The sequence below is a fragment of the Agrobacterium vitis genome (assembly GCF_013426735.1).
Classification (GTDB): domain Bacteria; phylum Pseudomonadota; class Alphaproteobacteria; order Rhizobiales; family Rhizobiaceae; genus Allorhizobium; species Allorhizobium vitis_D.
The window spans coordinates 351,143-377,516 of sequence record NZ_AP023272.1; the positions used below are offsets into that span (position 1 = coordinate 351,143).

A 26,374-nucleotide genomic window follows, 5' to 3' on the forward strand; every position below is an offset into this window, starting at 1 on the left:
TAGCCCCAAAGTCTGTCAGGTTCGGATTGAACCTGACACCCTCTCGCTTATCTTACTTTCGTTTGTCTTTTTGGGAAAACCTCGTTCCACTTCTCCCTAACAAACTCCAATATTGTCCGATCAATTCTGTGCAGTGCATCTTGGCGATGAAAACACGAAGTGCAAGTGCAAAATAGTCTTGAGGTCACGCCTTTAATCTGGCGCCCACGCCTCAAGCAACCGTTGCAGCCCCGCAACGCTTGGATGATGGGCCGGGCAAAGGCGAAGGACAGGTAAGGATTGACCAGGAAAAAAACTCCGGCTTTCAGCGCTTTGCGGCAGGCGTTCCGTCATCGACAATGGCTCGACCGAAAGGACGACGGCATCGATCACCGCCGCATCGAGGCTTGGAACGGTCACCAATCCGCTGAATCGGATTTCCATCAACCCGGCAATTGTCTGGGGCCGGGACGCGATCACTCTTCCGCCTCTGGCTTCCAGCCATACCCTATCATCGGCCACAAGAGCGGCAAAAAGGCCATTTTGCCGCGCATTTTCCAGCAGGAGGCGGGCCAGTTGCGACTTGCCCGACCCACTCGGCCCCATGATCAAATAGCCTCGCCTACCCAGCACGACACCGGTTGCATGCAGGTTGAGCCGGCTCTCGTTCATGGAGACGGCTCTGCTGGCAGGGTGAGGATGAAGCGGGCCCCGAGGATCCGTGCAGTTTCCGGCTCCAGGATGTTTTCAGCCCGCAACGATCCGCCATGCGCCTCAGCGATCTGCCGGCTGATGGAGAGGCCAAGCCCTGAATTCTGGCCGAAGCTTTCGCCATCGGGACGGTCGGTATAAAAGCGCTCAAAGATCCGGTCGATATTCTCGACCAGGATACCGGGACCGTTGTCTTCGACCTGCACGACGCAGCGGCTGCGGGTGCGCGACAGGCGCACCACAATGCGCCCTTCCTTTTCAGGCACGAAGGAACGGGCATTTTCAATCAGGTTGGTGACGATCTGGCCAATACGCAGGTCATGACCGTTGATGATATAGCGGACCTTCTGACCCTGCTTGTGCTCCACGACATATTCGATATCGACCGGCTTCTTGCTGCTGCGGATCTGCCTGGAAATCTCCACCAGATTGCCAAGCACGACTTCCATATCGACCGGTGCCGCGTCGGTACGCGCCAGTTCAGCGTCCAGCCGTGAGGCATCGGAGATATCGCTGATCAACCGGTCAAGCCGGCGGACGTCATGCTGGATCACATCCAGAAGCCGCTGCTTCGAGACATCGGTCTTGGCAAGCGGCAGGGTTTCGACAGCGCTGCGCAGCGATGTCAGCGGATTTTTCAACTCGTGACTGACATCGGCGGCAAAGCTCTCGATGGCATCGATCCGGTCGTAAAGTGCCGTGGTCATTTCCCGCAGGGCCACAGACAGATTGCCGATTTCATCTTGGCGCGCAGAGAAATCCGGGATTTCCTCCCGCTCCTTGGCACCGCGCCGTACCCGGATGGCCGCTGCTGACAAGCGCCGCAGCGGATTGGCAATGGTTGAGGACAACAGCAGCGACAGCACGATATTGACCAGCGTGGCAACGCCGAACACCCGCAGGATCGCCAGGCGTTCCGCATGAACGATCTTGTCGATATCGCCAGCCTGGGTGGACAGCAGCAGAACGCCGAGCACGGCGCGAAACCGCTGGACCGGTACCGCCACGGAAACGATCAGCTCGCCCTGTTCGGTCACACGCACCACGGCGCCGCGCACCCCGGTCAGCGCATTCATCACTTCAGGGTAGATCGATCCATCCCCGCCCGGCGCTTCCTTGTAGAGCGGTACATTGCTTGGTTGCAGCATGCGATTGAATTGCTTGGCCAGCCAGTCCGTCCAGCTGCCCGTATCGCCCTCGACCGGGGGAAGATCATAGCGCAGCACCTGGCCACGGGAATAGAGATGGCGCGAATCCAGCAGCAGATTGGCGTCGGCATCAAACAGCCGCGCCCTGGTGCGGGTCGGCGAAATCAGCCGGCGCAGCACGGGTGCGACCCGCTCGGGCTTGATGGGAAATTCCAGGTCCTCGTCATTGGGCACCGGGGTGATGCTTTGCCCCGCCTGCAATTCCAGCAGCTTTTGCGGATCGATGGTGATGGAATTGGTATCCACCGATGCCGAGGCAGAAATCGCTCCGGCAATAATTTCCCCCTGGGTCAGCAGGCTTTCCACCCGCGCATCGATCAGCCCTTCGCGAAACTGATTGAGATACATGATACCGGCGACCAGAACGATCAGCGCAGCAAGATTAAAGAAGACGATCCGTCGCGTCAGACTAGAGAAAACGGCATTGCCGAAGATGCGTCTGATCAGGGTAAAGGGATGAGAAAAGGACAGGCGCAAGGGCAGCCTGCGGCTCTCGCCGGGATCCCCGTCCTTATCGTCCATAGGCCTTTTGGATAGAATTCCCCTCACACGGCACACTTATCCTGTGGGGCAATCGAATCCCACCGAATACCGTCATGTCTGCCGTCAACGTTCATTCTCAACCGGGCCTGGTCCTAGTGCACTGACGCATTCACTTCGTTCATGCTTTCGTGCACTCATTTTTTGTTTATGCATCGATTTTTCCAAACTCGGCTGAAGCCTCCGTTTGGATCGATGCACTAGAGTTTGTCAGGGAAACCGGTTTTCCCGAAAAGACAAACGAAAACAAGTGAATTGAGAGCATGCCTGGTTCAATCTGAACCTGCCAGGCTCTCAATCCGCAAGCAATGCACGCAGGCGGCATCAGGCCGTTTCGCGGAAGCGGTATCCAACGCCGTACAGCGTTTCGATCATGTCGAAATCATTGTCCACCATTTTGAACTTCTTTCGCAGGCGCTTGATATGGCTGTCAATGGTGCGGTCATCGACATAGACCTGTTCGTCATAGGCGGCATCCATCAGCGCGTCGCGGCTTTTCACCACGCCGGGCCGCTGGGCCAGCGAATGCAGGATCAGAAATTCAGTGACTGTCAGCGTGACCGGATCGCCTTTCCAGGTGCAGGTATGGCGCTCCTGGTCCATGACCAGTTGGCCGCGCTCCAGGTTGCGGGCCTGCTGCTCGGCAGCACTCTTGACATTGCCGGGGGCGTTTCCAGTCTCGCGATTGGCCGCACGGCGCAGGATTGCCTTGACCCGCTCCACCAGCAGACGCTGAGAAAACGGCTTGGTGATGAAGTCGTCGGCCCCCATTTTCAAGCCGAACAATTCATCGATTTCCTCATCCTTGGAGGTCAGGAAAATCACCGGAATATCGGATTTTTGGCGCAGGCGGCGCAAAAGCTCCATCCCATCCATGCGCGGCATCTTGATATCGAAGATCGCCAGCTGTGGCGGCCGCGCCAGAAGCCCGTCCAGCGCCGAAGCTCCATCCGTGTAGGTTTCAACCTTATATCCCTCGGCTTCGAGAGCGATCGAAACCGACGTCAGGATATTCCGGTCGTCGTCAACAAGCGCAATTGTCTGCATGCCGTTTATCTCCGTCATTACCGATTGCCGTCACCGCCCATCAAGAAGGTGACGGCCCGCGGCCCCATTCCATATAGAGGCCACGAAGCGCTTCATGAGGGTAAAGGTGGAACAAATTGTGGCAAAGATAAAGGGGGCAGGCGTGTCCGGCCTCAACCCCGTCTCGTTTCGACGGCAAAAGACAAAGGCTCATCGCCTTTAAACTGAACCGATTTAAAACTAACATACCAGTTTAAAACGATTAAATATATGATATTATTGATGTTTTCAAGATTTTACTCTTGCGTTTTTAAAATTCGGTCATTAGCGTTGACCCATAATTATCTAGCTATCCCGCTGAAGAAGGAATTGCATCATGGAGGAGCTTGGAGTGAACAATAGCCGTCTTGGGATCGAGACCATTGGCTTGGGCAAGGCCGCCAATGTCCATTATAATCTGCTGCCCGCCGCCCTTTATGAGCATGCGATCCGCAATGGTGAAGCCGTGTTGACAGCGGACGGCGCGCTTTTGGCCGAGACCGGACAGCATACGGGCCGCTCGCCCAAGGACAAGTTCATCCTGCGTGACGCCAATACCGACAGCCAGATCTGGTGGGACAATAACAAGCCGATGTCGAAGGAGCATTTCGACATTCTGCATCAGGACATGCTGGCGCATGTGGCTGGCAAGACCCTGTTCGTACAGGATCTGATTGGAGGCGCCGATGCCGCCAACGCTTTGCCAACCCGCGTTGTAACGGAACTTGCATGGCATTCGCTGTTTATCCGTAACTTGCTGATTCGTCCGGAACGCGCCGCGCTTGCCGATTTCGAAGCGAAATTCACCATTATCGACCTGCCCAGCTTCAAGGCTGATCCGGCCCGTCATGGCTGCCGCACCGAAACGGTCATCGCCTGCGACTTCACCAACAATATCGTGCTGATCGCCGGTACCTACTATGCCGGTGAAATGAAGAAGTCGGTGTTCACGGCGCTCAACTACATGCTGCCCGCCAAACAGGTCATGCCGATGCATTGCTCGGCCAATGTCGGCCCGGCTGGCGATTCGGCTGTGTTCTTCGGTCTGTCCGGCACCGGCAAAACCACGCTGTCGGCTGATCCGGCCCGCACGCTGATCGGCGATGATGAGCATGGCTGGGGCGAAGACGGCATCTTCAACTTCGAAGGCGGCTGCTACGCCAAGACCATCCGTCTGTCGGCAGAAGCTGAGCCGGAAATCTACGCCACCACCAAGCGGTTCGGCACGGTGCTGGAAAATGTCGTTCTGGATGAAAACCGGGTCCCGGATTTCAACGACGGCTCGAAGACCGAAAACACCCGTTGCGCCTATCCGCTGAACTTCATTCCCAATGCGTCGCCCACCGGCCGCGCCGGGCATCCGAAGACCATCATCATGCTGACCGCAGATGCCTTCGGCGTCATGCCGCCGATCGCCAAGCTGACACCAGAACAGGCGATGTACCACTTCCTTTCTGGCTACACCGCGAAAGTGGCTGGCACGGAGCGCGGCGTAACCGAGCCGGAAGCAACCTTCTCGACCTGCTTCGGCGCCCCGTTCATGCCTCGCCATCCGGCAGAATATGGCAATCTGCTCAAGGAGTTGATTGCCCGCCACGAAGTGGATTGCTGGCTGGTCAACACTGGCTGGACCGGCGGTGCCTACGGCGTCGGTAACCGTATGCCGATCAAGGCAACTCGGGCGCTGCTGACGGCGGCTCTCTCCGGAGAGTTGAAGAAGGTCGAGTTCCGCACCGATGCCAATTTCGGCTTCGCGGTACCGGTTTCTGTCGAAGGCGTCGATACCAGCATTCTCGACCCCCGCTCGACCTGGGCAAATGGGGCTGACTATGACGCGCAGGCCAAGAAACTGGTCGGCATGTTCATCGCCAATTTCGAGAAATTCGAAGCCCATGTGGACAGCAATGTTCGCGATGCGGCTCCGGTTCTGGCTGTTGCTGCGCAGTAAACGTTTCACGTGTGACGATTTTGGAAAGCCCGGCGATGATCATCGCCGGGCTTTTTCCATGATGCATCTGCTCCAGAAAAACAGCCTGAGGTGCCGGAGAGCCGAGATTTGCCTGAACTGGTGTTTTCCGCTACAGCCTCACGGCGAAAAGGCTGGACAGGACCATGGCGAGCGACCCGCTCTATATCAATGACAGGATTACGATTGCCGGTTGGGAACTGACCGAGCAATTCGTGCTGGCTGGTGGTCCGGGCGGGCAGAATGTCAACAAGGTCTCAACCGCCGTCCAATTGTTCTTTCCGCTGACAAGCTCTCCCTCGCTCCCGGATCGTATCAAGACCAATGCCATCAAATTGGCGGGCCGACGCCTTTCCAAAGAAGGTGTGTTGTTGATCGAGGCAAGCCGCTTTCGAAGCCAGGAGCGCAATCGGGAAGATGCCCGCGAGAGGCTGAAGGAATTGCTGCTCGAAGCAGCCAAACCCCCACCGCCACCGCGCCGGAAAACCAAACCCACTAAGGGCTCAATCGAGCGCCGGTTGAAGGCAAAGGTGGGACGCGGCGAAATCAAGAAAATGCGCGAGAAGCCGGATCAGGATTGATCGCTTTCCAAGCGTGGAAGACCTTCAGCCCTGATCTTAAACCAGACTGAAGACCCGAATCAGCACCATCGGTTTGGGCCGCAGACTATGCAGGGTGCCGACAAAGACACGGCGGTTCAGCCAGTCATGCGGTCCTTCCGGTGCGGTAATATCGATATGCGAAAAAGCATATTGCGTGCCGTCCGGTTGACGGTCGATCAAGACCCTGTTGTTGACGGTAATGACGGCGCCGTCATCCGCCTGCAATTCATAAAGCGCGTTCAGAAGCCGCACACCGTCTTTGCGCAGCACTTGCCGGTCCGCACCTCCGGGCATGACCTTACCCTTGATTCGCGGCCCGGCAAATTCACCGCCGGTGATATTGATGATACGCCTGTCGCCCAGCGGGGACGCACCCATCTCAATCGTATCCTGAAGGGTAAAAATCGCCTCATAGACGAATTCTGTCCGAGGCAAAGCGATGGGAATGTCTGATAGCGGACCGCCGCCGGTTTTTGTATCCGCTGCCTGTCCGCTCTGCCCTGCGGCGATCGCGGCGATCGCCGTCGCTGCCGCACCCAGAAACACACGCCTGCCGGAAACCGGTGCGGCTTTGTTGGGATCAATGAATGTCATAACTCTCCTCCCAGAGATAAAACCTCATGAAAACATCAACTTATAATAATATATGGGCGCAGTGCCCTATAATTTTCGCAGCGCCACCTGTTCAACCAGATGATTTTCTCCCTTGCGCAGGATCAAATCGGCCCGGGGCCGGGTCGGCTGGATATTGTCGCGCAGATTGATCAGGTTGATGTGGCTCCAGAGATTTTCGGCAATGGTCAGAGCTTCGTTTTCACTGATCGTCGCATAGCGGTGAAAATAGGAATTCGGATCACGGAAGGCCGTTTCGCGCAGCTTCATGAACCGTTTGACATACCAGTTGTGGATCAGGCTTTCCTCAGCATCAATATAGATCGAGAAGTCGAAGAAATCCGAAACCATCGGCACGATCTTGCCATCTCGCGGCAGATCGCGCGATTGCAGCACATTGATCCCCTCGAAAATCAGGATATCCGGACGGTCGATGATGGTATGCTGATCAGGCAGCACGTCATAGGTCAGGTGCGAATAGCGGGGCGCCTTGACATTCTGTTGCCCAGCCTTGATGGCCGACAGAAACCGCAGCAGGGCCGCCGTATCGTAGCTCTCGGGAAACCCTTTGCGGTTGAGCTTGTTGTCGCGCACCAGCGTTGCGTTCGAATACAAAAAGCCATCGGTGGTGACCAGATCAACTTTCGGGCTGGACGGCCAGCGGGCCAAAAGCTCCTTCAGCACGCGCGCCGTAGTAGATTTGCCCACCGCCACCGATCCGGCAATACCGATAATAAACGGCGTCTTCGTCACATTGGTGCTGAGAAAACGGTTGCGCTGCTCAAACAGCAATTGAGACGATTCGACATGCGAGGATAACAGCCGCGACAGCGCCAGATAGATCCGCCGTACCTCGGCAAGATCAATCGGGTCATCGATGGATCGCAGGCGATGTACTTCGTCCAGCGTCAGAGTGAGCGGTGTATCGGCGCGAAACCGCGCCCATTCCTCCGACGAAAAGAACAGATAGGGCGAGTAGCTGCCTACCTGGAAATGATCAAGGGCTTCCTCCCCCTCGGCCTGCCTGATCGCTGTCGTCATGTGTCCTACCGACTGGCCTTTTCGCTGAGGCCCGATTGGGCAGTGCGCCGTTGCAACTCTTCCATCACCGTTTCTATCGGGATATCGGCAATTTTCAATACGACCAACAGGTGATAAAGCAAATCGGCACTCTCATAGATCAGGTTGGCGCGATCATTTTTGACCGCTGCCATCACGGCCTCGATAGCCTCTTCGCCAAGCTTCTTGGCGGCCTTGTCCTGGCCTGCCGTCACCAGCTTTGCCGTCCAGCTTTCGTCCGGCGAGGCCTTGGCGCGGATGGCAACGATGGCCTCCAGATCGGACAGCGTGAATGTGCTCATAAAATTGCCCTTTCAGGCCTGGTCGAGACGCATAGGGATACCGGCATTGGCCATATGCGCCTTGGCCTCGGCAATCGAATACGTGCCAAAATGGAAAATCGACGCTGCGAGAACGGCAGTGGCATGGCCTTGCCTTACACCCGACACCAGATCGTCCAGTGTGCCAACGCCGCCAGAGGCAATCACCGGCACCCGAACCGCGTCTGCGATGGCGCGGGTCAGTTCCAAATCATAACCGCTTTTGGTGCCGTCACGATCCATCGAGGTGACCAGCAATTCGCCTGCGCCGCGCTCGACCATTTTGACCGCAAATTCGACAGCGTCAATGCCGGTCGCATTGCGCCCGCCATGGGTATAAATCTCCCAGGCGCTGATATTGTCGCCACCGCTGGCTTGGCTTCGGCGACGTTTTGCATCAATGGAAACCACAATACATTGATTGCCGAACTTATCGGCGGCTTCCGCAACAAAATCGGGATTACTGACGGCTGCCGAGTTGATTGAAACCTTATCGGCACCGGCCAGCAGCAGCTTGCGAATATCGCCAACCGCCCGCACACCGCCCCCCACCGTGACCGGCATGAAGCAATGATCTGCGGTGCGGGCGACGACATCAAAAATCGTCTCGCGATTATCGGATGAGGCGGTAATGTCCAGAAAACACAGCTCATCGGCACCGGCTGCATCATAGGCCTTGGCCGCTTCGACCGGATCACCGGCATCGATCAGATCAACAAAGTTCACGCCCTTAACAACGCGGCCATCTTTTACATCGAGACAGGGAATAATGCGGGCCTTGAGTGTCACAGGATGGCATCCTTTTTCGCATTGGCAATCAAGGCCAGCGCTTCCGCCGGATCGATCCGTCCATCATAAAGGGCGCGGCCGGAAATTGCACCTTCCAGTTTGCGCGCATCCGGCTCCAGCATCCGGCGGATATCCTCTATTGACGCCAACCCGCCAGACGCGATGACAGGGATGGAAACCGCATCCGCCAGTTCCAGCGTCGAAGCCCAGTTTATTCCGGTCAGAATGCCGTCCCGGTCTATATCCGTATAGATGATCGCCGCAACACCTGCGCCTTCAAACTTTTTTGCCAGCTCGACCACGCCGAGTTCAGAGGCTTCCGCCCAGCCTTCCACTGCCACCTTGCCACCCTTGGCATCGATGCCAACAGCGATCTTGCCAGGGAACTGCTTGCAAGCCTCAATCACCAACGCCGGATCACGCACGGCGACCGTGCCGAGAATAACGCGCGACAAACCATGCTGGAGCCAGGTCTCGATATGGGTAAGACTGCGGATGCCGCCGCCCAGCTGGACCGGATTTTTCGTCGCCTTGAGAATGGCATCCACCGCCGCGCCATTGACGCTTTCACCGGCAAAAGCGCCGTTCAGATCAACAACATGCAGCCATTCAAAGCCTTGGTCTTCAAAGGCCTTGGCCTGCGCTCCGGGATCGGGATTATAGACGGTGGCCTGCTCCATATCGCCTAGCTTGAGGCGAACGCATTGGCCGTCTTTAAGGTCGATGGCAGGAAAGAGGATCATCGTATGCTATCCATCGGCACGGGCTCACGGCGCCCAATTGAGAAAATTCGAGATCAGCTGGAGGCCTAGCGTCTGGCTCTTTTCCGGATGGAATTGGGCGCCTGCCATATTGTCACGCCCCACAAAAGCAGTCATCGGGCCGCCATAGTCGGTCGTGGCAATAACCTCATCGGCATTGCTGGCCGCCAGATGGTAGGAATGGACGAAATAGGCATGAAGGCCGTCATTGCCGGTGGCAATCCCGTCAAATAGCGGATGCGGACGGGCAAGTGTCAGCGTGTTCCAGCCGATCTGCGGGATCTTCAGGCCCGGATCGGACGAGGTCATTTCCACCACATCGCCCTTGATCCAGCCGAGGCCTTCAGTCACGGTCTTTTCCAACCCGCGCGACGACATCAGCTGCATGCCGACGCAGATGCCGAGGAAGGGGCGGGCCTTGACCTCGACCGCTTCGATCAGCGCTTCATGCATGCCTGGCACGGCATCAAGGCCCCGCTTGCAATCGGCATAGGCACCGACGCCGGGCAGCACGATCCGATCGGCGGTTGCCACCCGGTCGGCCTTGTCGGTCAGTTCGATTTCGGCATCAAGGCCGGATTCCCGGGAGGCCCGCTCGAACGCCTTGGTGGCGGAGCGCAGATTGCCTGATCCGTAGTCAATAATCACAACACGCATGGAGGCTCAGATCCTCAAACTTGATCGTTTACAGCATTCCCTTGGTGGACGGAATGCGGCCCGCTTGGCGGGGGTCAATTTCAGTGGCACTGCGCAGGGCGCGGGCGACGGCCTTGAAGCAGGTTTCGGCGATATGATGGTTGTTGGCGCCGTAATGATTGAGGATATGCAGGGTAATACCGGCATTCTGCGCCAGCGCCTGAAAGAATTCCCGCACCAGTTCGGTGTCGAATGTGCCGATCTTCGGTGCCGAAAAGGCGACGTTCCAAACCAGAAAAGGCCGGCCTGAAACATCGATGGCCGCCTTGGTCATCGTTTCGTCCATGGCAAGATCGATCGAGGCATAACGAACAATGCCGCGCCGATCGCCCAATGCCTTGGAAATCGCCTGGCCGATGGCAATGCCGGTGTCTTCGACGGTGTGATGATCGTCGATATGCAGGTCGCCGGTGACGTCGATATCCATGTCGATCAGCGAATGGCGGCTGAGCTGGTCCAGCATATGGTCGAAAAAACCGACCCCTGTCGAAATCTTCGAAGTGCCGGTGCCGTCGATAGTGACGGAAACCGAGACCGAGGTTTCGTTGGTCTTGCGCGAAATGCTGGCGCTGCGGCTCTCTGCCATGGCCTTCTCCTTGAAAAGATGCCGTTCCTTATCAGGCGGGGGTTGAAATATCCAGCAGGACGAGCCGGGTTTTTCGGCGATCCGGCATCGGGATAGCGACCAACCGGCTTGCGATTTGCAATTGTCTTTTGGCCGCTTACATAAAGGTCAATCGAAGCGCCGGATTGGACGGCGATGGACTGGAACGGATCGATATGAGCGAACATAATCCCTATGGAACCATGCATGGCACCACGATCATCACGGTGCGCAAGGGCGGCATGGTGGTAATGGCCGGTGACGGTCAGGTCAGCCTTGGTCAGACAGTGATGAAGGGCAATGCCCGCAAGGTGCGCCGCATTGGCAAGGGCGAGGTGATTGCCGGTTTTGCCGGAGCGACCGCGGATGCCTTCACCCTGCTGGAGCGACTGGAAAAGAAGCTGGAGCAATATCCCGGTCAGTTGATGCGCGCCGCCGTCGAGCTTGCCAAGGATTGGCGCACCGACAAATATCTGCGCAATCTGGAAGCGATGATGCTGGTGGCCGATAAGACGGTGACACTGGCGATTACCGGCAATGGCGATGTGCTGGAACCCGAACACGGCACGATTGCCATCGGTTCGGGCGGCAATTACGCGCTGGCTGCGGCTCTGGCCTTGATGGATACCGAAAAGTCGGCGGAAGAAGTGGCCCGCAAGGCCATGAAGATCGCTGCCGATATCTGCGTTTATACCAATGAAAACGTGCTGGTCGAAACGCTGGAAAGCGCCAACTGACCGCCCTCCTCCCCTCTTCCCAGGTGTAATCTCAATGACAACTTTTTCACCCCGCGAAATCGTCTCGGAACTCGACCGCTATATCATCGGTCAGAACGATGCAAAGCGTGCCGTGGCGATTGCGCTGCGCAACCGCTGGCGCCGCCAGCAGCTCGATGAGAGCCTGCGCGATGAAGTCATGCCCAAGAACATCCTGATGATCGGCCCGACCGGCGTCGGCAAGACCGAAATCTCCCGACGCCTCGCCAAACTGGCGGGCGCGCCCTTCATCAAGGTCGAGGCCACAAAATTCACCGAGGTCGGCTATGTCGGTCGTGACGTGGAGCAGATCATCCGTGATCTCGTGGAAATCGGCATCGGCCTCATCAAGGAAAAGAAGCGGCTGGAGGTGGAAGCCAAGGCCCATGCCGGTGCCGAGGAGCGGGTGCTGGATGCGCTGGTTGGGGCAACGGCCTCACCTGCCACCCGCGATAGCTTCCGCAAGAAACTGCGGGCCGGAGAGCTGGACGACAAGGAAATCGATATCGAGGTTGCAGAGACAAGCTCCGGCATGCCGGGCTTTGAGATTCCCGGCATGCCGGGGGCCAATGTCGGCATTCTCAACCTGTCCGACATGTTTGGCAAAGCGATGGGCGGCCGCACCAAGAAGGTCCGCACCACCGTCAAGACCTCTTACGCCGATCTGATCCGTGACGAATCCGACAAGCTGATCGACAATGAAGTGATCCAGCGTGAAGCGGTGAAGTCGGTAGAAAACGACGGCATCGTCTTCCTGGACGAAATCGACAAGATCGCCAACCGCGAAGGCGCCATGGGCGCTGGCGTCTCCCGCGAAGGCGTGCAGCGCGATCTGCTGCCCCTGGTGGAAGGCACGACGGTTGCCACCAAATACGGGCCAGTGAAGACCGACCACATCCTGTTTATCGCATCCGGGGCTTTCCATGTCTCCAAGCCATCCGACCTGCTGCCGGAATTGCAGGGCCGTTTGCCGATCCGCGTTGAGCTGAAGGCGCTGACCAAGGAGGACTTCCGCCGCATCCTGACGGAAACCGAGGCCAGCCTCATTCGTCAATATATCGCCCTGATGGCCACGGAAAAACTGGATCTCGAATTTACCGAGGATGCCATCGACGCGCTGGCAGACGTTGCTGTCAACCTCAACAGCTCGATTGAAAATATCGGAGCCCGGCGTTTGCAGACGGTGATGGAGCGGGTGCTCGACGACATTTCCTTCAACGCGCCAGATCGCGGCGGGGCGAAAGTGATGATCGATTCGGCCTATGTGCGCGAGCATGTCGGCGAAATCGCTGCCGATGCGGATCTGTCGCGCTATATTCTGTGATGTTTTCGCACCGCGATGGGGTGAAATCGGCAAATCACCGCCCTAATTCGGCCTTGTGACCAGCCGAGAGTCGACAGCACCGGCCCTCCCTCTATAAGGAGGGCCGCTCGCCGTAATAGGGCAAGGCGGTATCGGGTTGGTGAAACATCGTTCCGATCTGCAATATATACGGGATGGAAATGGTGCGTCGCTTAGCTCTGGTCTTTATTCTTTCGGTTTCATGTGCTTTTTCCGCTGCCTTCGTGCCGGAAATCCAGGCTGCCGAGGTGCGGATGGTGCCTGCAGGCAATCGCAATGCCGAACAGCCCCCCATTCCCGGTGCATCGAAGCAGCGCACCAAGGAAACCAAGACCACCTTCGATCTGAAATACGAGAAGATTCGCGATCTGCTGATCAAGGATCGTCAGTTGATCGGCAAGATCAAGAAAACCGCGGCGGCCTATAATATCGACCCGATCCACATCGTTGGCGCGCTGGTCGGTGAGCATACCTATAATGTCGATGCCTACGACACATTGCAAAGCTACTATGTGAAGGCCGCTTCCTATGCCGGTCACACGTTCCGCTTTGCCTATGATGGCGAGGATGTCGATGATTTCGTCGCCCGCCCGGAATTTGCCGCCTGCGCCGAGTTGAAGGATTCGGCCAAGCTGTGGACCTGCCGGGAAAATGTCTGGGAAGACAAGTTCCAGGGCAAGCGGGTCGGAAACAAGAGCTTTCCCAACAACCGCTTCAGCGCGGTGTTTTTCCAGCCTTTCTATGCCGGGCAAACCTTTGGCCTTGGCCAGATCAACCCGCTGACGGCATTGATGCTGACCGACATGGTCCATCAGACATCCGGCTATCCCAAGCTGGACGAGAAGGATGCGGCAGGGCTCTATAAGGCCATCATGGACCCCGATACCTCGCTCGCCTATATCGCGGCGATCATCCGCAAATCCATCGATGACTATAAAACCTATGCCAATGTGGATATTTCCAACAATCCCGGCCTGACGGCGACGCTTTACAATGTCGGGAATTCCGAGGCGCGGGCGCGGGCGCTGGGACGGCGTGGTGGCCTGCCGGAAGAAAATTACTATGGCTGGCTGGTCAATGACCGGCTGAAAGAACTTGAAGGCCTGCTTTAGGCCCTGTGAGGGCCTCATCTTTGTAATGTCCTCTGCAAACTCAAGAATTTGGACCGCATCGCCACGCGAAACAAAAATCGGCTCGGGGCTATAACGTTTTGTCTTGGCTGACGCCCGACAATTGCAATGCGCTTTAAGTTGAAATCCTCACAATAACCATCATATATGTGACAACAGGAATTCTCCAAGGAGCAGCCAATGGCTACGGTAAAAGTCGATGCAAGCAATTTCGAAGCGGAAGTTCTACAGTCGGTAGAGCCTGTCGTGGTGGACTTCTGGGCCGAATGGTGCGGCCCCTGCAAGATGATCGCCCCCAGCCTGGATGAAATCTCCACGGAACTGGCCGGTAAGGTTAAGATCGCCAAGCTCAACATTGACGAAAACCCAGAACTCGCCGCCAAATTCGGCGTCCGCTCCATCCCAACGCTCGCCATGTTCAAGGGCGGCGAAGTGGCTGACATCAAGGTTGGCGCTGCCCCGAAGACGGCCCTGTCCAGCTGGATCGCTGGCGCTGCTTGAGTGGCGGCTGGATATAATTGGATACGAAGAAGCCCGGTTTTGCCGGGCTTTTTTGTTTGGGAGATAAAGCAGGGAAATGAATTATTGGATGAATGTCGGCTTTGCGCCGCCATTGCAGTAATTGCTCTCACATCCAAATGTATCTGGAAGCAGTCGTTGATTTCGCTTGAGAAATACATCTGGGCATTACGTTCATTTTTTCTTGCCGTTAAAGCTGAGTACATATTAAATACAACTCAATAATAGACAACGGGTGGGGCTGGAAATGAAACTGAAGGAGTACAGGGTTCGAGAGTTTCGCAGTATCTGGGATACCGGCCCAATCAAGGTGGACGACCAAACAACCTGCTTTGTGGGCAAGAACGAGGCGGGCAAGACGACTGTTCTGACGGCCCTTTATCGAACCAACCCGATTCGACCTAAGGATGCTGTTTTCGACGAGACTTACGACTACCCCAAGCGCGAGGTGGAGGACTACCTGCATGCGGTCGAAAGTGGCGAGCGCGATAAGGCTGTGGTCGTCAGTTGCACTTACGAACTCGAACAGGATAACTTCGACGTCATATCGGAGGTATTCGGACCAAAGGCATTCACCGGCCCAACATTTACCCGTGACTGCTACTACGGCAACAACAACAGCAAGGGTTACCTGACATGCGATGAGGCTGCGGCAAGGAGGCACCTTGCTGACAACTCAGCATTGATTGATGACCTAAAGACCAAGTTGCTCGAAGCTCCAGACTGGCAGGCATTTGCTGCGACCCTCGATGGGGCAGAAGCTACTGAAGCTGTTACGGCGCTTAAAGCTCTGGTCGCTAAGGTCATAAAGAGTGGCACTGTCCGCTCTTACATCTACCAAAACTTGATCTGGCCCCGAGCGCCCAAGTTCCTCTACTTCGATGAATATTACCAGATGGAGGGGCAGGCCAACCTCAACGCCCTCATTGCGCGCGAAGACAGCGACCAGCTCCTCGACTCGGACTACCCGCTCATCGGCCTCATCAACCTCGCGCGCCTCGACCACCGCAAGCTCGTGGCCACCAACAACACGGTGGAACTGAAGAACAAGCTGCAAGGTGCCGGGAACCATCTGACCCAGCGTATCGTCAAGTACTGGTCTCAGAACAAGCACATACAGATGCGCTTCGATGTGCGTGACGCCAAAGCCGGAGACCCTGTCGGGATGCAGCAAGGGGTCAACGTGTGGGGCGAAGTGTATGACTCCGTGCACTGGGCCACGACGCCGTTGAGCAATCGGTCGCGGGGCTTTGTGTGGTTCTTCTCGTTCTTGGCTTGGTACGAGGACGTGAAACGCCAGAAGCAGAATGTCATCCTGCTGCTGGATGAGCCTGGTCTGTCATTGCACGGTCGCGCGCAGGCCGACTTGCTACGCTACTTCGACGCCGAGCTATCGGGCCACCAACTCCTGTACACCACGCACTCACCGTTCATGATCGACCCTACACAGTTCGAGCGGGTCCGCATCGTGCAGGATTTGGGCATCGATGCTCCCGAAGCTCTTCCCAAGGAGGAAGATGGCACTAAGGTGCTGGCCAATGTGTTCGACGCCACCGACGACAGCTTGTTTCCCTTACAGGGGGCGCTCGGCTACGAAATCCAGCAAACGCTTTTCATCGGGCCGAACTCGCTCATCGTCGAGGGCGTCGCCGACATGCTCTACCTGCGGGGGGTGGCGGCCCAATTGGAGCGCGAGGGCCGCGAGGGGTTGTCTGAGCAATGGATCATCACGCCCGTCGGCGGTAGCGGAAAAGTGCCCACGTTCGTGGGACTTCTTGGCTCGCAGAAGGGAATCAACGTGGCGACGCTGCTAGACATTCAGAGCAGCGACAAGCAGCTCATTGAAGACCTTTACAAGAAGAACCTGCTCACCAAGAAGCAGGTGTCGACCTACGCGGACTTCACCGGCACTGCTGAAGCTGATGTGGAAGACATGTTTGATCGGTCGTTCTACGTAGAGCTAGTCAACGGTGAGTATGGCAAGCAGCTCACGTCGAAGATCACGCTTGCGAAGCTCAACCAGAATGTGCCGCGGACGCTGCGGGCGATTGACGCTTGGCTGGCCGACAACCCCTTGAAATCCGGTTCGTTCGGCCACTACAGGCCCGCGCGCTACTTCACCGAGCAGCTAACCACACTTTGGCCGAAGGTGTCGCACGAGACGAAGGACCGATTCGAGGCGGCGTTCAAGCACCTGAACGGGCTCTTGCGAAAGTAGCTGCCGCCGACCGCATCTTTGGCAAACTCTAGGGTCGACTTGTACGACTTTTCGGTACGAAGCGGACAGTCAACTCGCGGCCCCTTTGCAGACAAGCCTATAGTAAATAGATTTCAAAAAATCACTCTAAACGCCCCTGCCCCGGCGGCCACCGCCTCAGCGCCTCGTTCCCCGCCTCCGTCAATCCATAAACCCCACGCTCGACCCGCTCAAACCAACCATAGACATTGGACAGCAAAATCTTTCCGGCGTCAGGGACCGCTTTGCGCACATCGCCAACCCGCATCGGCTCGGCGACAAGAATTGCCGCACAGGCAAGGGCGTTCTGGCGGTAGGCGGTCATCACAGGCATTCTTGTGCTGCCGCCAAGCGCCGGATCGCCGCGCCGGGTCTGGTGTTCACGCATCAGACGGGAGCGGCGTTTGGGATTCGTGCGGGGCATGGGCGAGACGGAGCCGACGATGATGCTGACGTCACCGTTGGCGGAGACGCCGAGCATGCCGATGCCGAGACGGCGGCAGAGGTCGCGGTAGCGCTTGTCGGCCTCCCGCCCCCTGCCCTTGGCCGAGATTTTCGCGGCAATCCAGACCTCGTCGGATATGGCTGCCCGGTCTACGGCCTGAAGGATGAGTTCCAGATTGAAACTCAGTTTCAGTTCGCAAATCACCACGACGGATGGATCGTCAGCGCTCAGGCCCACAAGATCACAGCCGCCGATTTCGCCTTTTACGGTATAGCCTGCTTTTTCGAGAAACGATTTCACAGGGAGATAAAGGGATGTTTCCATGGGGGATCGCGCATTGGGCCGGAGAATCACTCGGCTACTCTATAACGATGTCGATGGGGAAACATCGTTTATCGCAATGTCAGGCAGGACATGACGCGAACGTTTTGATGCGCGGCTTACCCCCCTCTGTCCTGCCGGACATCTCCCCCTCAAGGAGGGAGATCGGATAGACGTTACAGCTTAAGTTTACGGATAGGTCGTGATCACCGATACGCTGGGAGCAATAATGTGATTCGCAAGGCCAAATCCGGGTTGATCTCCCTCCTTGAGTGGGGTGAGAAAGGGTCGGCGCAGCCGAAAAATCGATCCAGTGGATCGATTGTACTGACGAACGCCCGAAGCCATGCGAAGGGCCAAATCCGGCAAGGCAGAGGGGGGGGTACGCGGCATATCAAAACGTTTGAGTCATGTACTCTGATATTGACAAACCATCATCATATTTAATTGTTTTCATTAGTCTTTTAGGAAAGCTGGGTTCCACTTTTCCCAAGGCAAACCCTACCTCGGCGGCGTGCCATTATCCGCCAGCACATTTCCAACAACATAAAGCGAGCCGCCAATCAGGATTCGCGGAGCAATCTCTTCGGTATTGATCCGGCTACGGATCGCTTCCAGCGCTTCCGCAACCGATGAGACAGGCTCTGCGGGAATTCCGGCATCGCAGGCGGAGCTGGCCAGCGCCACCGGGTCCAAGGCTGCGTCAGTGCCGCGGATTGGTACGGTGAAGGCCTGGATGGCCAAGCCTTCAAAGGCTTTAAAATAGCCAAGGGGGTCCTTGGTGTTGAGCATGCCGGTGATCAGGTAGAGCGGGCGGGACTGGCGTTCTTCAAAGCCTGCCATGGCCTCGGCAATCACCTCACCGGCACCGGGATTATGGCCGCCATCCACCCAGATTTCGGCGCCTTTCGGCGCGTGGTCCAGCAACGCGCCTTCCGTCAGCTTTTGCAGGCGGCCCGGCCATTCAACGCTGTGCATCGCGGCCTCAGCCATGGCTTCGGTCACGGTAAAGCCAGCGGAGCGCACGGCGCGGATGGCCGCTGCGGCATTGGCAAATTGGTGGCGGCCCGGAAGTTTTGGCAGGGGCAGATCCATCAGGCCCGTTTCATCCTGATAGACCAGCCGTCCATGCTCCTCAAATGCCAGATAATCCTGACCGAACACCGAGAGCGGACAGCCCAATCGCTCGGCAATATCCACCAGCGCCTCGCGGGCGGCGGCAAATTCCTGATGGCCGATCACCACCGGTCGCCGTCTTTTCATGATCCCGGCTTTCTCGGCAGCGATCAGCTCCACCCGGTCGCCCAGATAGGCCTGATGGTCAAAAGAAATCGGCATGATGACGGAGACAGCGGGCCGATCCACCACATTGGTACAATCCAGCCGCCCGCCCATGCCGACTTCCATAATCACCGCATCAGCGGGAATTTCAGAAAACAGCAGGAAAGCGGCAGCCGTCAAAATTTCAAAGACGGTGATGTGCTGGCCCGCATTGGCGACCGCCACTCGTTTCAAGGCATCGGCGAGCGAACCATCGTCAACGATCTGCCCTTTGCCGCCTTTGACGCCAATCCGGTAGCGCTCGTGCCAATTGACCAAATGCGGTGACGTGTGGACATGAACGGCAAGGCCGCCAGCTTCCAACAGCGCACGCGAAAAGGCGCTGACGGAGCCTTTGCCATTGGTGCCAGCCACATGGATGACCGGCGGCAACTTGTCCTGTGGATTGCCCAGCACTTCGAGCAAGCGCCGCATACGCTCCAGGGTCATGTCAAAACCCTTGGGATGCAACTGCATCAATTCATTGATGACCTGTTCAGCCTGGCTCAGCGTATTCTCTATCATGGGGCGGTTCCAGGCTTGCAAGTCGTTTTGAGGGCCGGAGGCAGTAAAACTGCTCCCGGCTTTAGGCATGTCAGGCGGCTATTGCCGTCACTATATCACCCAAGGCGATCAGGCGGAAACGGCGCGCGAGGCCTCAATGACCGACAAGGTCTTGTCATCATTAGCACCAACCACCGTTGCGGGCTGCTTCGTCAGGATTTTCAGGGTGCGGGCCAGGGTGGCCGGAATATCGTGGCGCTTGACCACCATATCGACCATGCCGTGCTCCAGCAGGTATTCCGAGGTCTGGAACCCCTCCGGCAGCTTTTCGCGGATGGTCTGCTCGATCACGCGCTTACCGGCAAAGCAGATTTCAGCACCCGGCTCAGCAATATGGAGATCGCCCAGCATGGCATAGGATGCCGTCACGCCGCCCGTGGTCGGATTGGTCAGCACAACGATGTAAGGCAGTCCTGCTTCCTTCAGCAAATCGACGGCAACAGTGGTGCGCGGCAATTGCATCAGCGACAGAATGCCTTCCTGCATGCGCGCGCCGCCCGAAGCCGGGAACATCACCAGCGGGCATTTTTCCGCAATGGCCCGCTCGAACGCCTTGACGATGGCTTCACCAGCAGCAATGCCGAGTGACCCGCCCATGAAGTTGAATTCATGCACGACGGCCACCAGCTTCAGGCCTTCGACCGTGCCGAGACCGGCGACAATCGTGTCTTCCTGCTCGGTCTTGGTGCGGCTATCCTTCAATCGGTCGCTGTATTTCTTCGAATCGCGGAACTTCAGCGGGTCCTGCGCCACTTTCGGCTGGGCGAAAGCTTCGTACTTGCCACCATCGAACAGATCAGCCAGCCGCGCCTTGGCGGGCATTTTCATATGATAGCCGGAGGCGGGAACAACCCATTTGTTCTCTTCCAGATCCTTATGAAAAACCATTTCGCCGGTTTCGGGGCACTTGATCCAGAGATTGTCCGGAACATCGCGACGGCCCAGCATGGAATTGATGCGGGGGCGAACGTAATTGGTAATCCAGTTCACTTTGAATACTCCTTGATCGAGCACTTCCGGGATCGGCAGGCCGGCATCCGAAAAGGCTGAAAACAGACAATCAGGAAGTCGTGGAGCCCGCTTGGGCTCCGCGTCTTCCAAGGCAATAGCCCATTTTAGAAGGACTATTGCGCCGCCGCAAGCCGGGCGGTCTGGACGCCGCTTGCCAGCCCACGCACTAGGGTTACCACCCATTGCACCGTATCCGCCGTCGCCTTATCATCCTTGGTCAGGCTCAGTGCGACCTGATTGACGATGGCCGTGCCAACCACGACGCCATCGGCGCTGGCCCCAATCAGCCTTGCATGTTCCGCCGTCTTCACGCCGAAGCCGACGCAGATCGGCAGATCGGTATGGGCCTTGATCCGCCCGACAGCACCGGCAACCTTGGACGGATCGGGCAAAGCCGAGCCGGTAATGCCGTTCATCGATACATAATAGACGAATCCAGAGGTATTTTGCAGCACCATCGGCAGGCGCTTCTCATCCGTGGTCGGTGTCGCCAGGCGAATGAAATTGATGTCGCGCTTACGCGCCGGTAGGCACAATTCATCGTCCATTTCTGGTGGAAGATCGACAACAATCAAGCCATCGATGCCCGCCTCCAGCGCGTCATCCAGGAATTTTTCGACGCCGTAGACGTAGATCGGATTGTAATAGCCCATCATGACGATCGGCGTAGCCTGATCGGCCTTGCGGAATTCTCTAGCCATATCCAGCGTTTTTACCAGGGTCTGTCCGGCCTTGAGGGCGCGTTGACCGGCCATTTGGATGGCTGGACCATCGGCCATCGGATCGGAAAACGGCATTCCCAGCTCGATCACATCGGCACCGGCACCAGGCAATGCCTTCATGATCGCCAGCGACGTTTCGAAATCCGGGTCGCCGCCCATGAAATAAGTGACGAGAGCCGGGCGGCCCTCTTCCTTCAGATCGGCGAACCGTTTGTCCATACGCTGCGTCATATCAGAGCCCCATTCCCAGAATCTTGCCGACTGTGAATATGTCCTTATCACCGCGCCCACAGAGGTTCATCAGGATGATCTCGTCCTTGCCCATTTTCGGAGCGCGCTTCATCACTTCGGCCAAGGCGTGGCTGGGCTCCAGAGCGGGAATAATGCCTTCGGTGCGGGTCAGAAGCTGGAAGGCCTCAAGCGCTTCGGTATCCATGATCGGCACATATTCCACACGGCCGATATCCTTCAACCAGGAATGTTCAGGACCGATACCCGGGTAATCAAGCCCGGCGGAAATCGAATGGCCATCCTTGATCTGCCCGTCGCTGTCTTGCAGCAGATAGGTGCGGTTGCCATGCAGGACACCAGGGGTTCCAGCGGTCAGCGAGGCGCAATGCTCATTGCCATCCAGCCCCTTGCCGCCAGCCTCGACACCGATCATCCGCACGCTCTCATCATCGAGGAACGGATGGAACAAGCCAATGGCATTGGAGCCACCGCCGACGGCTGCCACCAGCATATCCGGCAGGCGGCCTTCGGCAGCCATCATCTGCTCGCGGGATTCCTTGCCGATCACCGACTGGAACTCGCGGACCATTTCCGGATAGGGATGCGGACCGGCAGCCGTGCCGATCATGTAATAGGTCTCATCGACATTGGTGACCCAGTCGCGCAGGGCCTCGTTCATCGCATCCTTCAAGGTGCCATGCCCTGAAGTGACCGGGCGGACTTCCGCACCGAGCAGCTTCATGCGGAAGACGTTCGGCGCCTGGCGCTCCACATCGGTAGCACCCATATAGACGATGCAGGGCAGGCCGAAGCGGGCAGCCACGGTGGCCGAGGCCACACCGTGCTGGCCAGCGCCGGTCTCGGCGATGATCCGGGTCTTGCCCATGCGCTTGGCCAGCAGGATCTGGCCGAGACAATTGTTGATCTTGTGCGAACCGGTATGGTTCAACTCGTCGCGCTTGAAATAGATCTTGGCGCCACCAAGTTCCTCCGTCAGCCGCTCGGCAAAATAGAGCGGGCTTGGACGCCCGGTATAATGGGTGTTGAGGTGATCGAGTTCAGCCTTGAAGCTGGGGTCGGTCTTGGCATTTTCCCATTCCGCCTGCAGATCCAGGATCAGCGGCATCAAGGTTTCGGCCACGAAGCGGCCGCCGAAAATGCCGAAACGGCCATCTTCATCCGGCCCGGACCGGAAGGAATTCGGGATTGGGTTCTGGTTCACTGTACACTCCCTGAAACCGGCGCTGTGGCCGTTGCCAGCCTGACGGCGGCGAAGAACTGATCCATCCGTTCGAGATCCTTGACGCCCGGCGCGCTTTCGACGCCGGAAGACACATCCAGGCCTCGCGCTGCCGTCTCGGCAAGGGCTTGCCCGACATTGTCCTTGTTGAGCCCACCCGAAAGCATGTAATCGACCTCTGCGTCAAGATCGCGCAGCAGACGCCAATCGAAGGTGACACCATTGCCGCCCGGCAGATCGGAGCCTTCAGGCGCCTTGGCATCCAGCAGAAAACGGTCTGCTATCCCTATATAGGCATCAATCTGCAAAAGATCAGCGGGTTCGCGGATGGAAAACACTTTCATGACAGGAAGACCGTAGAGTGCCTTGATGGTCAGCACCTGTTGCGGGCTCTCATGGCCATGTAATTGCAGGATATCCGGCTTCAGCAGGTAAACAATATCATCAAGATCATCGGTGTCTGCATCGACAGTGACGGCAACGATCTTCGCCCTACCCCGCGCCTTTTCGGCAATGCGTCCGGCAATGTCGGGTTCGATATGCCGTGGGCTTTTCTCAAAGAAGATGAAGCCGACATGGGTGGCCCCCAGGCTGATAGCCTTTTCGACGGCTTCCTCGGTCTTCAATCCGCAAATTTTGACATCAGGTTTCATGTCAGCGAAGTGACATGAAATCGGCTCGGAGTCGAGCCAAATCAGTCAAAATCGAGGGCATGCAGTTCCGATCCATGCCGCTTCAACCAGCTCTTGGCCTCGTCCATGCCGGGGCAAAGACGTTTGCACAGCGCCCAGAATTGCGGGCCGTGGTTCATTTCCTTCAAATGCGCCACTTCATGGGCGGCAAGGTAATCGATCACCGAGGGTGGCGCCATGACGATGCGCCAGGAAAAACTCAAGTTACCATCCCAGGAGCAGGAGCCCCAACGGCTACGTGTGTCTTTCAGCGCCAAGCTTTTTGCCGGCTTGCCCAGCCGTCCGGTATGGATAGACACCAGCCGTTCCAAATCGAGCCGCGCTTCCTTTTTTAGAAAGGCTGACAACCGCCGACCGGCATGCTCCGGCAGACCGCTGATGCGAATCACCGGTTCGCCATTTTCCATCTGCACCTGGGTCACGCCGCGCAGCTGGCCGGTATGCTCGATACGATGCGCAACGCCGCGCAGCGAGATCATGCCTCCTGCCCTGACTTTCATATCATCGGAAAAGCGTGCCAGTTTGTTTTCCAGCCAACCGCGATGCCGTTCGATAAAATCGTTGACGTCGCCTTGGCGCACCCCTTTGGGAATGGTCATTTTCAGGCCCCGACCACCGGGCTCGATCCGCAGGGTGATGCGGGTGGCGCGCAGGTTTTCGCGAATGGCAAGCGACACCGCGCGCCCAGCCACGATCAACTCGCGGCTTTCCGGCACTTTCGGCTTTTTCACCGCTCTGGTCGGGCTTCGCAAAAACAAGGGAAACATCTGGGTCTTTTACCTGATTCGGTCGAGTCGTCGCCGTATATTGCTTACAGTCTCTCAAGAATTGCTCTTGGTGTGGCGAAATCCGTCAAGCGCCGACCTGACCCTCTATACTCCGCCAGCGGCGATTATTGGATAGACTGTCAGCGAGAACCATAAAAAAAGGCCGACATCCAGAGATATCGGCCTTTTTAGACGTGAATGACGGTCAGTCCTGGGTGAAGGTCTGGACATCGCTGCCACGCTCATCGCGACGGCTGGCATTGCGCTGATTCATGAAGCGGTTGAATTCATCCTGATCCTTGGCGCGCTGCAATTCCAGGACATAGGCCTCGAATTCTTCACGCATTTCTTCAAGCTTGCGACGTTCCTGCTCGATACGCTCCAGCTCGGCGACACGCCATTCATCGAAGGCGAGGTTACCAGTGGAAGCGCTAAAGCGGTTGCGATTGCGTGAGCGGCGGCTGCCGCAGCATTTTGAAAACATGGCGTCCATAGCCTCATTTGCGTTCCGTTTCGATGTGCGGAAGCGATCGCCCCATAAAATATAGGCAAGCATGGCAAGGCCAAGCGGCCAGAAGATCACGAAGCCAAGCACCATCATGGCAATCGTCGCAGGCGTCCAGCCCGGACGCAGCAATGCTGATTGGTTCATTCCATTATCCTCGTTGCGTCCGGCAAGCACCATGCGACCGGACATATTCGAGATGGGAATGGCGGATACAACCTTCAAGCATGCACCATTCGTAATTTGCTAAATCACTCACGCAATTCGGGAAATTCGATTTCCCCTCAGGCTGATTTTCCACCCTTGATGACACGCTTCACCATCGTTGCCCGCTTTACCGCCGAAGTCGGTTGATTGGAATGCTGCTTGGCAAAGGCGACGATACGCGGTGCGATCTCCCGGCGGAATCGAGAGCCGGTGAAGACGCCATAATGGCCAACATCCGGCTGCATGTAATGCATGCGCTTGTCATCGGCGAGATTGGTGCAAAGCGTTTGTGCCGCCTTTGTCTGGCCGACGCCGGAAATATCGTCGTTCTCGCCTTCAACCGTCAACAGAGCCACATTGCGGATGGCGCCGCAATCAACCGGTTTGCCACGATGCATCAACTGGCCCTTTGGCAGGTCATGCCGCATGAACACGGTTTCCACTGTTTGCAGATAGAATTCAGCCGTCAGGTCCATCACTGCCAGATATTCGTCATAGAACTCCCGGTGCTTTTCGGCGGAATCGCCGTTGTTCTTCACCAGATGCACATAGAAATCTTTCTGGGCAATCATATGCCGATCGAGATTCATCGACATGAATCCCGAAAGCTGAAGGAAGCCCGGATAGACGGGCCGCAGGAAGCCCGGCTGTGGCCAGGGAACGTTCATGATGACATTTTCCTCAAACCATTCGATCGGCTTGTTCTTGGCCAGTTCATTAACGGCTGTCGGATTGATGCGCGTATCGATCGGGCCCCCCATCAATGTCATCGAGGACGGCACGAATTCATCGTTTTCCGCCTCCATCCGGGCCACGGCGGCCAGAACGGGAACGGAGGGCTGGCAAACAGCGACGAGATTGGTGTTTGGGCCGAGATGATGCAGAATGTCGATTACATAGTCGACATAGTCATCGAAATCGAACGTCCCGTCCGTCATCGGTACCATGCGGGCATCGATCCAGTCGGTAATATAGACATCTGCACTGGGCAGCAGCGCTTCGACAGTGCCGCGCAACAAGGTGGCGTAATGGCCTGACATTGGTGCGACGATGAGGATCTTTGGATCATCGCTACGGGGCTGGCTCAGGCTTCGGCTGAAGTGAATGAGATTGCAGAACGGCTTGGACCACGTGACTTCCTCAGTGATCTTCACGGGTGATCCATCAATAACGGTCGTCGGCAGACCAAACTCTGGCTTTCCGTAGTGTCGCGTGCTGCGTTCGATCACCTCGAAGCCAGCGGCCATTGTCCGACCGATAACGGTATGGGTCAGCGGGTTTAGCGGATTACGAAAAGCCAGACGCATCGCATCTGCCGTGGCTCTCAAAGGAGCCATAGCTGCGTGATTCATTTCATACAGTTGATAAAACATCGATGCGATCCGCCTCTTCCCTGTTGTCACTTATCCAAAGCTAAACTGGACCAGTCGAGCCAAGGTTCCAGCCGGGGTTCAA

At 57.1% G+C, this 26,374-nt stretch carries 26 protein-coding genes; 7 read left to right on the forward strand and 19 right to left on the reverse strand.

The features are described from left to right. Nucleotides 1-192: 192 nt before the first annotated feature. The 3 genes from H1Y61_RS01630 to H1Y61_RS01640 all read right to left on the reverse strand — a co-directional run bounded on the left by H1Y61_RS01630 (nt 193) and on the right by H1Y61_RS01640 (nt 3,485). Complete coding sequence (locus H1Y61_RS01630) at nt 193-651, reverse strand: HPr kinase/phosphatase C-terminal domain-containing protein (RefSeq protein WP_180573527.1); 459 nt, start codon at nt 649-651, stop codon at nt 193-195. Continuing rightward, nucleotides 648-2,420, reverse strand: coding sequence for a sensor histidine kinase (locus tag H1Y61_RS01635; protein WP_180573528.1), 1,773 nt, complete (start codon nt 2,418-2,420; stop codon nt 648-650). The genes H1Y61_RS01630 and H1Y61_RS01635 overlap by 4 nt, the downstream gene beginning before the upstream one ends. Before the next feature lie 342 nt (nt 2,421-2,762). Next, on the reverse strand, nt 2,763-3,485 hold the full coding sequence (locus H1Y61_RS01640) for a response regulator transcription factor (RefSeq protein WP_087729524.1): 723 nt from the start codon (nt 3,483-3,485) through the stop codon (nt 2,763-2,765). Between the two features lie 355 nt (nt 3,486-3,840). On the opposite strand from H1Y61_RS01640, the gene H1Y61_RS01645 reads away from it, so the two are divergent. Both H1Y61_RS01645 and arfB read left to right on the forward strand, forming a co-directional pair. Continuing rightward, nucleotides 3,841-5,451 carry a phosphoenolpyruvate carboxykinase gene (locus H1Y61_RS01645; protein WP_071203248.1) on the forward strand — a complete coding sequence of 537 codons (1,611 nt, stop codon included), beginning with the start codon at nt 3,841-3,843 and terminating at the stop codon, nt 5,449-5,451. Nucleotides 5,452-5,615: 164 nt separating this feature from the next. Then, entirely contained in the window at nt 5,616-6,050 is a 435-nt protein-coding gene (gene arfB / locus H1Y61_RS01650) for an alternative ribosome rescue aminoacyl-tRNA hydrolase ArfB (RefSeq protein ID WP_012654533.1), read from the forward strand. 36 nt (nt 6,051-6,086) lie between these two features. On the opposite strand, the gene H1Y61_RS01655 is transcribed toward arfB, so the two are convergent. From H1Y61_RS01655 to hisB, 7 genes are all read right to left on the reverse strand, one after another. Continuing rightward, on the reverse strand, nt 6,087-6,665 hold the full coding sequence (locus H1Y61_RS01655) for a DUF3237 domain-containing protein (RefSeq protein ID WP_174112137.1): 579 nt from the start codon (nt 6,663-6,665) through the stop codon (nt 6,087-6,089). 66 nt (nt 6,666-6,731) lie between these two features. Further along, nucleotides 6,732-7,724 (reverse strand): type I pantothenate kinase, encoded by a 993-nt coding sequence (coaA, locus tag H1Y61_RS01660; protein ID WP_174112136.1) that lies wholly within the window; start codon nt 7,722-7,724, stop codon nt 6,732-6,734. Between the two features lie 5 nt (nt 7,725-7,729). Beyond that, entirely contained in the window at nt 7,730-8,044 is a 315-nt protein-coding gene (locus tag H1Y61_RS01665; RefSeq protein WP_012654530.1) for a phosphoribosyl-ATP diphosphatase, read from the reverse strand. A 12-nt stretch (nt 8,045-8,056) separates the two neighbouring features. Continuing rightward, nucleotides 8,057-8,851, reverse strand: coding sequence for an imidazole glycerol phosphate synthase subunit HisF (hisF, locus tag H1Y61_RS01670; RefSeq protein WP_180573529.1), 795 nt, complete (start codon nt 8,849-8,851; stop codon nt 8,057-8,059). Continuing rightward, nucleotides 8,848-9,594 carry a 1-(5-phosphoribosyl)-5-[(5-phosphoribosylamino)methylideneamino]imidazole-4-carboxamide isomerase gene (gene hisA, locus H1Y61_RS01675; RefSeq protein ID WP_180573530.1) on the reverse strand — a complete coding sequence of 249 codons (747 nt, stop codon included), beginning with the start codon at nt 9,592-9,594 and terminating at the stop codon, nt 8,848-8,850. The genes hisF and hisA overlap by 4 nt, the downstream gene beginning before the upstream one ends. Before the next feature lie 24 nt (nt 9,595-9,618). Beyond that, nucleotides 9,619-10,269, reverse strand: coding sequence for an imidazole glycerol phosphate synthase subunit HisH (gene hisH / locus H1Y61_RS01680; RefSeq protein WP_180573531.1), 651 nt, complete (start codon nt 10,267-10,269; stop codon nt 9,619-9,621). Between the two features lie 28 nt (nt 10,270-10,297). After that, nucleotides 10,298-10,894, reverse strand: a complete 597-nt coding sequence (hisB, locus tag H1Y61_RS01685) for an imidazoleglycerol-phosphate dehydratase HisB (protein WP_012654526.1) — start codon at nt 10,892-10,894, stop codon at nt 10,298-10,300. Between the two features lie 194 nt (nt 10,895-11,088). On the opposite strand from hisB, the gene hslV reads away from it, so the two are divergent. From hslV to H1Y61_RS01710, 5 genes are all read left to right on the forward strand, one after another. After that, nucleotides 11,089-11,649 carry an ATP-dependent protease subunit HslV gene (hslV, locus tag H1Y61_RS01690; protein WP_012654525.1) on the forward strand — a complete coding sequence of 187 codons (561 nt, stop codon included), beginning with the start codon at nt 11,089-11,091 and terminating at the stop codon, nt 11,647-11,649. A 34-nt stretch (nt 11,650-11,683) separates the two neighbouring features. Continuing rightward, the gene (hslU, locus tag H1Y61_RS01695) at nt 11,684-12,991 is read left to right on the forward strand and encodes an ATP-dependent protease ATPase subunit HslU (RefSeq protein WP_071203241.1); all 1,308 of its coding nucleotides are present in this window, start codon (nt 11,684-11,686) and stop codon (nt 12,989-12,991) included. Between the two features lie 272 nt (nt 12,992-13,263). Then, nucleotides 13,264-14,121, forward strand: coding sequence for a DUF1402 family protein (locus H1Y61_RS01700; protein WP_234617698.1), 858 nt, complete (start codon nt 13,264-13,266; stop codon nt 14,119-14,121). 198 nt (nt 14,122-14,319) lie between these two features. Continuing rightward, nucleotides 14,320-14,640 carry a thioredoxin gene (gene trxA, locus H1Y61_RS01705; RefSeq protein ID WP_180573532.1) on the forward strand — a complete coding sequence of 107 codons (321 nt, stop codon included), beginning with the start codon at nt 14,320-14,322 and terminating at the stop codon, nt 14,638-14,640. Nucleotides 14,641-14,905: 265 nt separating this feature from the next. Continuing rightward, nucleotides 14,906-16,876 (forward strand): ATP-dependent nuclease, encoded by a 1,971-nt coding sequence (locus tag H1Y61_RS01710; protein ID WP_180573533.1) that lies wholly within the window; start codon nt 14,906-14,908, stop codon nt 16,874-16,876. Between the two features lie 121 nt (nt 16,877-16,997). Here the strand turns inward: H1Y61_RS01710 and H1Y61_RS01715 are convergent, their stop codons facing one another. The 9 genes from H1Y61_RS01715 to H1Y61_RS01755 all read right to left on the reverse strand — a co-directional run bounded on the left by H1Y61_RS01715 (nt 16,998) and on the right by H1Y61_RS01755 (nt 26,292). After that, nucleotides 16,998-17,663: a DUF2161 domain-containing phosphodiesterase gene (locus tag H1Y61_RS01715; RefSeq protein WP_180573534.1), complete on the reverse strand. Its 666-nt coding sequence runs from the start codon at nt 17,661-17,663 to the stop codon at nt 16,998-17,000. Between the two features lie 498 nt (nt 17,664-18,161). After that, nucleotides 18,162-19,505, reverse strand: a complete 1,344-nt coding sequence (locus H1Y61_RS01720; RefSeq protein ID WP_235680810.1) for a bifunctional folylpolyglutamate synthase/dihydrofolate synthase — start codon at nt 19,503-19,505, stop codon at nt 18,162-18,164. 108 nt (nt 19,506-19,613) lie between these two features. Continuing rightward, complete coding sequence (gene accD / locus H1Y61_RS01725; RefSeq protein WP_012654518.1) at nt 19,614-20,534, reverse strand: acetyl-CoA carboxylase, carboxyltransferase subunit beta; 921 nt, start codon at nt 20,532-20,534, stop codon at nt 19,614-19,616. A 134-nt stretch (nt 20,535-20,668) separates the two neighbouring features. Beyond that, a complete protein-coding gene (gene trpA, locus H1Y61_RS01730; RefSeq protein WP_180573535.1) occupies nt 20,669-21,508 on the reverse strand; it encodes a tryptophan synthase subunit alpha in 840 nt (279 codons plus the stop codon). A gap of 1 nt (nt 21,509) precedes the next feature. Further along, the gene (gene trpB / locus H1Y61_RS01735; RefSeq protein WP_180573536.1) at nt 21,510-22,730 is read right to left on the reverse strand and encodes a tryptophan synthase subunit beta; all 1,221 of its coding nucleotides are present in this window, start codon (nt 22,728-22,730) and stop codon (nt 21,510-21,512) included. Further along, on the reverse strand, nt 22,727-23,401 hold the full coding sequence (locus H1Y61_RS01740) for a phosphoribosylanthranilate isomerase (RefSeq protein ID WP_180573537.1): 675 nt from the start codon (nt 23,399-23,401) through the stop codon (nt 22,727-22,729). Before H1Y61_RS01740 ends, trpB begins: the two co-directional genes overlap by 4 nt. Nucleotides 23,402-23,442: 41 nt before the next feature. Next, nucleotides 23,443-24,207 (reverse strand): M48 family metallopeptidase, encoded by a 765-nt coding sequence (locus H1Y61_RS01745; protein WP_180573538.1) that lies wholly within the window; start codon nt 24,205-24,207, stop codon nt 23,443-23,445. A 205-nt stretch (nt 24,208-24,412) separates the two neighbouring features. After that, a complete protein-coding gene (locus H1Y61_RS01750; protein WP_180573539.1) occupies nt 24,413-24,859 on the reverse strand; it encodes a DUF2852 domain-containing protein in 447 nt (148 codons plus the stop codon). Between the two features lie 137 nt (nt 24,860-24,996). Beyond that, a complete protein-coding gene (locus H1Y61_RS01755; protein ID WP_180573540.1) occupies nt 24,997-26,292 on the reverse strand; it encodes a polyhydroxyalkanoate depolymerase in 1,296 nt (431 codons plus the stop codon). Nucleotides 26,293-26,374: the final 82 nt, after the last annotated feature.

Excerpts from the sequence above, each read along its gene's own strand:
- H1Y61_RS01630 (WP_180573527.1), bottom strand. The coding sequence starts at position 651 with ATGAACGAGAGCCGGCTCAACCTGCATGCAACCGGTGTCGTGCTGGGT.
- H1Y61_RS01635 (WP_180573528.1), bottom strand. The coding sequence starts at position 2,420 with ATGGACGATAAGGACGGGGATCCCGGCGAGAGCCGCAGGCTGCCCTTG.
- H1Y61_RS01640 (WP_087729524.1), bottom strand. The coding sequence starts at position 3,485 with ATGCAGACAATTGCGCTTGTTGACGACGACCGGAATATCCTGACGTCG.
- H1Y61_RS01645 (WP_071203248.1), top strand. The coding sequence starts at position 3,841 with ATGGAGGAGCTTGGAGTGAACAATAGCCGTCTTGGGATCGAGACCATT.
- arfB (WP_012654533.1), top strand. The coding sequence starts at position 5,616 with ATGGCGAGCGACCCGCTCTATATCAATGACAGGATTACGATTGCCGGT.
- H1Y61_RS01655 (WP_174112137.1), bottom strand. The coding sequence starts at position 6,665 with ATGACATTCATTGATCCCAACAAAGCCGCACCGGTTTCCGGCAGGCGT.
- coaA (WP_174112136.1), bottom strand. The coding sequence starts at position 7,724 with ATGACGACAGCGATCAGGCAGGCCGAGGGGGAGGAAGCCCTTGATCAT.
- H1Y61_RS01665 (WP_012654530.1), bottom strand. The coding sequence starts at position 8,044 with ATGAGCACATTCACGCTGTCCGATCTGGAGGCCATCGTTGCCATCCGC.
- hisA (WP_180573530.1), bottom strand. The coding sequence starts at position 9,594 with ATGATCCTCTTTCCTGCCATCGACCTTAAAGACGGCCAATGCGTTCGC.
- hisH (WP_180573531.1), bottom strand. The coding sequence starts at position 10,269 with ATGCGTGTTGTGATTATTGACTACGGATCAGGCAATCTGCGCTCCGCC.
- hisB (WP_012654526.1), bottom strand. The coding sequence starts at position 10,894 with ATGGCAGAGAGCCGCAGCGCCAGCATTTCGCGCAAGACCAACGAAACC.
- hslV (WP_012654525.1), top strand. The coding sequence starts at position 11,089 with ATGAGCGAACATAATCCCTATGGAACCATGCATGGCACCACGATCATC.
- hslU (WP_071203241.1), top strand. The coding sequence starts at position 11,684 with ATGACAACTTTTTCACCCCGCGAAATCGTCTCGGAACTCGACCGCTAT.
- H1Y61_RS01700 (WP_234617698.1), top strand. The coding sequence starts at position 13,264 with ATGGTGCCTGCAGGCAATCGCAATGCCGAACAGCCCCCCATTCCCGGT.
- trxA (WP_180573532.1), top strand. The coding sequence starts at position 14,320 with ATGGCTACGGTAAAAGTCGATGCAAGCAATTTCGAAGCGGAAGTTCTA.
- H1Y61_RS01710 (WP_180573533.1), top strand. The coding sequence starts at position 14,906 with ATGAAACTGAAGGAGTACAGGGTTCGAGAGTTTCGCAGTATCTGGGAT.
- H1Y61_RS01715 (WP_180573534.1), bottom strand. The coding sequence starts at position 17,663 with ATGGAAACATCCCTTTATCTCCCTGTGAAATCGTTTCTCGAAAAAGCA.
- H1Y61_RS01720 (WP_235680810.1), bottom strand. The coding sequence starts at position 19,505 with ATGATAGAGAATACGCTGAGCCAGGCTGAACAGGTCATCAATGAATTG.
- trpA (WP_180573535.1), bottom strand. The coding sequence starts at position 21,508 with ATGACGCAGCGTATGGACAAACGGTTCGCCGATCTGAAGGAAGAGGGC.
- H1Y61_RS01740 (WP_180573537.1), bottom strand. The coding sequence starts at position 23,401 with ATGAAACCTGATGTCAAAATTTGCGGATTGAAGACCGAGGAAGCCGTC.
- H1Y61_RS01745 (WP_180573538.1), bottom strand. The coding sequence starts at position 24,207 with ATGTTTCCCTTGTTTTTGCGAAGCCCGACCAGAGCGGTGAAAAAGCCG.
- H1Y61_RS01750 (WP_180573539.1), bottom strand. The coding sequence starts at position 24,859 with ATGAACCAATCAGCATTGCTGCGTCCGGGCTGGACGCCTGCGACGATT.
- H1Y61_RS01755 (WP_180573540.1), bottom strand. The coding sequence starts at position 26,292 with ATGTTTTATCAACTGTATGAAATGAATCACGCAGCTATGGCTCCTTTG.